The sequence below is a fragment of the Yersinia aldovae ATCC 35236 genome (genome assembly GCF_000173735.1).
GTDB lineage: Bacteria > Pseudomonadota > Gammaproteobacteria > Enterobacterales > Enterobacteriaceae > Yersinia > Yersinia aldovae.
Genome location: NZ_ACCB01000051.1, coordinates 23,881 through 29,880 on the forward strand (window position 1 = coordinate 23,881; position 6,000 = coordinate 29,880).

Consider the following 6,000-nt stretch of genomic DNA (forward strand, 5'->3'; position numbering starts at 1 on the left):
CAGCAAATTCACTGAGAAGACTCACTGTCATCAGGTCAGAAACCCCTGTCACCAGGCTATAAACCTGCTGAGATAGGCTCTTCACGCCAAACCCAAGATTCTCAAAGGTGGCGTAGTATACGCTCTGAAGCGTAAGTGCTCAAGTCCCGAACAGCTAAAGATCCCGAAAGGATCAATTATTATTGCTCTAAAGCCATCCGCGTTCAGCAAATGAGACACATTCACCCCGGCCAACCACTAAATGATCGAGCACTCGAATATCTAATAATGAACAGGCTTTTATCACCTGCGTAGTCATCAAACGGTCGGCTTGGCTCGGTTCAGCCTTACCCGAGGGGTGATTATGCGCCAGAATCAGCGCGGCGGCATTAACCTTCAGCGCTTCACGCACAATTTCTCTCGGATGAACCTCAACGCTGCTGATGGTACCAGTAAACATCTCCTCATGGCGAATAACACGATGCTGGTTATCCAAAAACATCACTAAAAAAATCTCTCGTTCACGATGAGAAAGAATATTTTGTAGGAACTTTTGCGTAATTTCGGGGTTTTGCAGAACACTTTCCCGCATCAAGTGAGATGAAAAACAGCGACAGGCTAGTTCGGCAATGGCCTGAATTTGGCTGTATTTAGATGTACCAATCCCTTTTTGGGCAGATAAGGTCTGATAATCCGCAGATATCAGCCCATGAAGTGAACCGAACTCTTCAATCAAATATTCAGCCATCCGCATGACATGCATTCCCGGAATACCCGTACGTAGAAAAATAGCGAGTAACTCGGCATCGGTCAGTACAGCAGCACCATATTTAAGCAACTTCTCCCTTGGGGCAATCGGCCCATACCACTTTTCCATCCCTTGACTCCTGTTGTCCTTGAACAGCGCGGCATCATGCCATAAGGCGTTTATCCCTACGATATCGCGGTTGGCATCATGCGTAGCGTCTCGCAAATTTGACGATTGATGTCATCAGGAGATGCCCTGATAGCTAATCTGCTCAGAGGTTATGCTAAAATATCGCCTCTTACGGCTTTCATTCGGACAATTATGATGACGGGACTCTCCGGCAAACAGATTGTGCTCGGGATTAGCGGAGGTATCGCCGCCTATAAATCTCCTGAGCTGGTACGCCGCTTGCGCGACAGGGGCGCAGAGGTACGCGTGGTGATGACTCACGCGGCAAAAGCGTTCATTACGCCTCTCACATTGCAGGCCGTCTCGGGCTACCCCGTTTCTGATGATTTACTCGATCCGGCAGCAGAAGCAGCGATGGGCCATATTGAGCTGGGTAAATGGGCTGATTTAGTCATTATGGCCCCAGCCACGGCAGATTTACTGGCCAGAGTGGCTGCGGGTATGGCAAATGATTTGCTGACCACTGTCTGTCTGGCAACGGCGGCCCCAGTTGCGGCCGTGCCCGCCATGAATCAACAGATGTACCGCGCCGCTGCCACCCAGGCAAACCTACAGACGCTCGCCGAGCGTGGCATGTTATTATGGGGGCCAGACAGCGGCAGCCAGGCGTGTGGTGATGTTGGCCCAGGCAGAATGCTGGACCCACTGGAAATTGTCGCGCTGGTGCATGATCATTTTTCTGCAAAACAAGACCTGCAACATTTGAGCGTTATGATTACTGCCGGGCCAACCCGTGAAGCACTTGATCCGGTGCGCTTTATCAGTAATCAAAGTTCGGGCAAGATGGGCTTCGCGATTGCGCAAGCCGCTGCCGCCAGAGGGGCTACTGTCACTCTGGTTACCGGGCCAGTAAATTTACCAACACCTGCGGGCGTAGACCGTATTGATGTTATTAGTGCGCTCGAAATGGAGCAAGAGGTCAATACACGGGCAGCGCAGCAGAATATTTTTATTTCTTGTGCCGCAGTAGCCGATTACCGCGCAGAACACGTTTCTGACGAGAAAATAAAAAAACAAGGCGACGAAATAACACTTAAGCTGGTGAAAAATCCAGATATTGTCGCGGGCGTCGCTTCAATGGTTAAAAATCGCCCATTTGTTGTTGGATTTGCTGCCGAAACCCAGAATGTGGAAGAATACGCGCGACAAAAACTGGCGCGAAAAAAACTAGACCTTATTTGTGCCAATGATGTATCGCTCGCAGAACATGGTTTTAACAGTGACACCAATGCTTTGCACCTTTTTTGGCCGACTGGCGAGAAACGTTTACCGCTCAGCGATAAATGTCTCCTCAGTCAGCGTTTAATAGACGAGATTGTCAGCCGTTATGATGAAAAAAATCGACATTAAAATTCTGGACTCACGCGTTGGCAACGAGTTTCCTTTACCTGCTTATGCTACTGAAGGCTCTGCCGGGCTGGATTTGCGTGCCTGTTTAGACGAAGCGGTAGATTTACTGCCGGGGCAAACCACTTTATTACCTACCGGTTTAGCGATTCATATCGGTGATAGCGAACTGGCTGCCGTCATCCTGCCGCGCTCTGGTTTAGGGCATAAACACGGTGTGGTACTCGGTAATCTGGTTGGCCTTATCGATTCCGATTATCAGGGACAATTGATGGTATCGGTATGGAACCGTGGTCAACAACCTTTCACCATTGAGCCAGGTGAACGTATCGCCCAGATGGTATTTGTTCCCGTAGTACAAGCAGAATTCAATTTGGTTGAAAGTTTTGACCAAAGTGAACGTGGCACCGGTGGGTTTGGTCATTCTGGACGCCAATAACCTACCCTAGACCTAAATATCGTAAAAAAGCTATCACATAAGCCGCCGGGGGTTGGTACCCAGTGCGGCCGATATTTGGGTTTTTGTTATTAAGTCATTTTTAGCAAGGGTCTACTCGGACATGGCAGAAAAAGAAAATACGAAAAGGAACAGGCGCGAGGAAATTTTGCAGGCTTTAGCGCAGATGCTGGAATCCAGCGATGGCAGCCAACGCATTACCACCGCTAAACTTGCCGCGAATGTGGGGGTTTCTGAAGCAGCACTTTATCGACATTTCCCCAGTAAAACGCGGATGTTTGATAGCCTGATCGAGTTTATTGAAGATAGTCTGATGTCCCGCATTAATTTGATTCTGCAAGATGAAAAAGAGACGTTCAATCGCCTCCGACTGATCCTGCTGCTGGTGTTAGGGTTTGCAGAGAAGAATCCCGGTCTGACCCGAATCATGACAGGCCATGCGCTGATGTTTGAACAAGATCGTCTGCAAGGGCGAATTAACCAGTTGTTTGAACGAATTGAAGTACAGCTACGTCAGGTTCTGCGCGAGAAAAAACTGCGCGATGGGCAGGGTTTTATCCATGATGAGGCGTTATTGGCAACTCAACTGCTGGCGTTTTGTGAAGGGATGCTCTCACGCTTTGTCCGCTCCGAGTTCCGCTATCGACCAACCCAAGAGTTTGATGCCCGCTGGCCTCTGATTGTGGCTCAATTGCAATAAGCTGCAAAGCCATTGTGATAGCTTATATAAAAAGGGCCAAACGGCCCTTTTTTGTATTCTTGGTTGAGGAAACCTTAAACGCCGTACTGTTCGCGATAGTGACGCACAGCCGCCAAATGGCTCGCCATTTCGGGTTTCTCCTCCAAGTAACCGATCACATCATTCAGGGTAACGATAGAAATCACTTTGCAGTGATAATCTCGCTCCACCTCCTGAATCGCTGAAATCTCACCAAGGCCACGTTCCTGACGGTCCAATGAAATCATCACACCAGCCAGAGTCGCGCCCTGCGCATTGATAATCTCCATTGATTCACGAATAGCAGTACCAGCGGTTATCACATCATCCACCAGCATAACTCGCCCTTGTAGCTGGCTCCCCACCAGGCTACCGCCTTCACCGTGATCTTTTGCTTCTTTACGGTTAAAGCAATAGGGTACATCGCGCTCATGATGTTCTGCTAAGGCAACAGCCGTTGTGGTCGCGATAGGAATACCTTTGTAGGCCGGCCCGAACAACAGATCGAACTCCACACCACAATCCATTAAGGCAGCGGCGTAGAAACGCCCGAGTTTTGCCAGATCCAGCCCGGTATTAAACAATCCTGCATTAAAGAAATAGGGGCTAATTCGCCCGGACTTCAGGGTAAACTCGCCAAACTTCAACACCTGTTTGTTAAGCGCAAACTCGATAAACTCGCGCTGATAGGCTTTCATTGGTACTTCTCCTCTCCGAATTATGACGATTCTCGTTAATTGCGTTGTTTACTAATTCGATACCCAAATTGCAGGCAAAAAAAAGGCGACTAGCAAGTCGCCTTAATTAATTTATTGTGCCAACGCCGCCTTCTGCGCCTGGAAGATAGTCTCTATCCCCCCACGAGCCAGAGCCAGCAACGCCAAGAGTTCTTCGTGGCTGAACGGTTCGCCTTCTGCGGTGCCCTGCACCTCAATCATCCGGCCATCTTCCATCATCACCACATTCATGTCCGTTTCTGCCGCAGAATCCTCTACGTATTCCAAGTCGCAAAGGGCTTCACCTTTCACGATGCCAACAGAAACCGCTGCAACCAGCCCTTTCATCGGGTTCGCTTTCAATTTGCCACTGGCTACCAACTTATTCAGCGCATCGGCTAAAGCCACACAAGCGCCACTAATTGAGGCGGTACGAGTACCGCCATCCGCCTGCAATACATCGCAGTCTAAAGTGATGGTAAATTCGCCCAGTTTCTTCAAATCAACCGCGGCACGCAAAGAACGCGCGATCAGACGTTGAATTTCTAACGTGCGGCCACCTTGTTTACCTTTTGCGGCTTCGCGCGCGTTACGGCTATGGGTGGAACGTGGCAACATGCCATATTCAGCGGTTATCCAACCCTGCCCTTGGCCCTTTAGAAAGCGCGGAACACCCTCTTCGACCGTGGCGGTGCACAAGACTTTGGTATCACCAAACTCAACCAACACTGAGCCTTCAGCGTGTTTTGTGTAATTACGGGTCAGGGTCAATGGGCGGACTTGTTGTGCTGCTCGGTCTGCTGGACGCATGGGCTTTCTCCGGCTTTAAATCGATATTGGTCGCGCATTATACGGCCTTAGTGATGTAATGCCTATCCTGCCTGCGACTCGGAGGCTATAATCGCTGCATCTTTTCTTTAAAACGGGTACGCAATAATGATCCGCAGCATGACCGCTTACGCTCGGCGTGATATTAAGGGTGAATGGGGTAGCGCAGCCTGGGAGCTGCGTTCCGTTAACCAACGCTATTTAGAAACTTATATTCGCTTGCCTGAACAGTTCCGCGGCCTGGAACCGGTCATCCGTGAACGTATTCGCAACCGTCTAACCCGTGGCAAAATCGAATGTAACCTGCGTTTTGAACTGGATGCCAACGCACAAAGCTCGCTGGTTCTTAATGAAAAACTGGCAAAACAATTAGTTGAAGCCGGTAACTGGGTCAAGATGCAAAGTGATGAAGGCGAAATCAACCCAGTGGATATTCTGCGCTGGCCGGGTGTCATGGCCGCAGAAGAACAAGATCTGGACGCAATAAGTACCGAGCTAATGCAGGCTCTGGATATCGTGTTGGATGACTTCATTGTTTCTCGTGAAACCGAAGGTGCGGCACTCAAGGCACTGATAGAAAAGCGTTTGGATGGTGTCAGCGCCGAAGTGATTAAAGTACGAACTCATATGCCAAACATCTTGCAGTGGCAGCGTGAGCGCCTGCTGAACAAGCTGGAAGAAGCGCAAGTTCAGTTGGAAAATACCCGTCTGGAGCAGGAATTGGTGCTAATGGCGCAACGTGTCGATGTCGCTGAAGAGCTGGATCGCCTGGAAGCGCACGTTAAAGAAACGCACAATATTCTGAAGAAGAAAGAAGCTGTTGGCCGCCGCCTTGATTTTATGATGCAAGAATTCAACCGCGAGTCGAATACGCTGGCATCAAAATCTATTAATGCCGAAGTCACCAACTCAGCCATTGAGCTGAAAGTACTCATCGAGCAAATGCGCGAACAGATTCAGAATATCGAGTAACTGTATTTACTCATCAGTTTTACGTGAACCCGGAGAAGTCCAGGTT

Annotated in this window: 7 protein-coding genes; 4 read left to right on the top strand and 3 right to left on the bottom strand. The window is 49.4% G+C overall.

Features of this window, described 5'->3' with window-relative positions; translation table 11 throughout:
* Nucleotides 1-187: 187 nt before the first annotated feature.
* A complete protein-coding gene (gene radC / locus YALDO0001_RS17485) occupies nucleotides 188-856 on the bottom strand; it encodes a RadC family protein (protein WP_004705091.1) in 669 nt (222 codons plus the stop codon).
* 192 nt (nucleotides 857-1,048) lie between these two features.
* Between radC and coaBC the strand changes: the two genes are divergently transcribed.
* The 3 genes from coaBC to slmA all read left to right on the top strand — a co-directional run bounded on the left by coaBC (nucleotide 1,049) and on the right by slmA (nucleotide 3,420).
* Nucleotides 1,049-2,266: a bifunctional phosphopantothenoylcysteine decarboxylase/phosphopantothenate--cysteine ligase CoaBC gene (gene coaBC / locus YALDO0001_RS17490; RefSeq protein ID WP_004705092.1), complete on the top strand. Its 1,218-nt coding sequence runs from the start codon at nucleotides 1,049-1,051 to the stop codon at nucleotides 2,264-2,266.
* The gene (gene dut / locus YALDO0001_RS17495) at nucleotides 2,244-2,702 is read left to right on the top strand and encodes a dUTP diphosphatase (protein WP_042840433.1); all 459 of its coding nucleotides are present in this window, start codon (nucleotides 2,244-2,246) and stop codon (nucleotides 2,700-2,702) included. The genes coaBC and dut overlap by 23 nt, the downstream gene beginning before the upstream one ends.
* A gap of 121 nt (nucleotides 2,703-2,823) precedes the next feature.
* On the top strand, nucleotides 2,824-3,420 hold the full coding sequence (gene slmA / locus YALDO0001_RS17500; protein WP_004705097.1) for a nucleoid occlusion factor SlmA: 597 nt from the start codon (nucleotides 2,824-2,826) through the stop codon (nucleotides 3,418-3,420).
* 74 nt (nucleotides 3,421-3,494) lie between these two features.
* On the opposite strand, the gene pyrE is transcribed toward slmA, so the two are convergent.
* Both pyrE and rph read right to left on the bottom strand, forming a co-directional pair.
* Entirely contained in the window at nucleotides 3,495-4,136 is a 642-nt protein-coding gene (gene pyrE / locus YALDO0001_RS17505; RefSeq protein ID WP_004705098.1) for an orotate phosphoribosyltransferase, read from the bottom strand.
* Between the two features lie 111 nt (nucleotides 4,137-4,247).
* The gene (gene rph / locus YALDO0001_RS17510) at nucleotides 4,248-4,964 is read right to left on the bottom strand and encodes a ribonuclease PH (RefSeq protein ID WP_004705100.1); all 717 of its coding nucleotides are present in this window, start codon (nucleotides 4,962-4,964) and stop codon (nucleotides 4,248-4,250) included.
* A 126-nt stretch (nucleotides 4,965-5,090) separates the two neighbouring features.
* On the opposite strand from rph, the gene YALDO0001_RS17515 reads away from it, so the two are divergent.
* Entirely contained in the window at nucleotides 5,091-5,954 is an 864-nt protein-coding gene (locus YALDO0001_RS17515) for a YicC/YloC family endoribonuclease (protein WP_004705103.1), read from the top strand.
* The last annotated feature ends 46 nt before the right edge of the window (nucleotides 5,955-6,000 follow it).

What these genes read in the sequence shown, in the direction of transcription:
- slmA (WP_004705097.1), top strand. Translation starts at nt 2,824, where the DNA reads ATGGCAGAAAAAGAAAATACGAAAAGGAACAGGCGCGAGGAAATTTTG.
- radC (WP_004705091.1), bottom strand. Translation starts at nt 856, where the DNA reads ATGGAAAAGTGGTATGGGCCGATTGCCCCAAGGGAGAAGTTGCTTAAA.
- coaBC (WP_004705092.1), top strand. Translation starts at nt 1,049, where the DNA reads ATGATGACGGGACTCTCCGGCAAACAGATTGTGCTCGGGATTAGCGGA.
- pyrE (WP_004705098.1), bottom strand. Translation starts at nt 4,136, where the DNA reads ATGAAAGCCTATCAGCGCGAGTTTATCGAGTTTGCGCTTAACAAACAG.
- rph (WP_004705100.1), bottom strand. Translation starts at nt 4,964, where the DNA reads ATGCGTCCAGCAGACCGAGCAGCACAACAAGTCCGCCCATTGACCCTG.
- YALDO0001_RS17515 (WP_004705103.1), top strand. Translation starts at nt 5,091, where the DNA reads ATGATCCGCAGCATGACCGCTTACGCTCGGCGTGATATTAAGGGTGAA.
- dut (WP_042840433.1), top strand. Translation starts at nt 2,244, where the DNA reads ATGATGAAAAAAATCGACATTAAAATTCTGGACTCACGCGTTGGCAAC.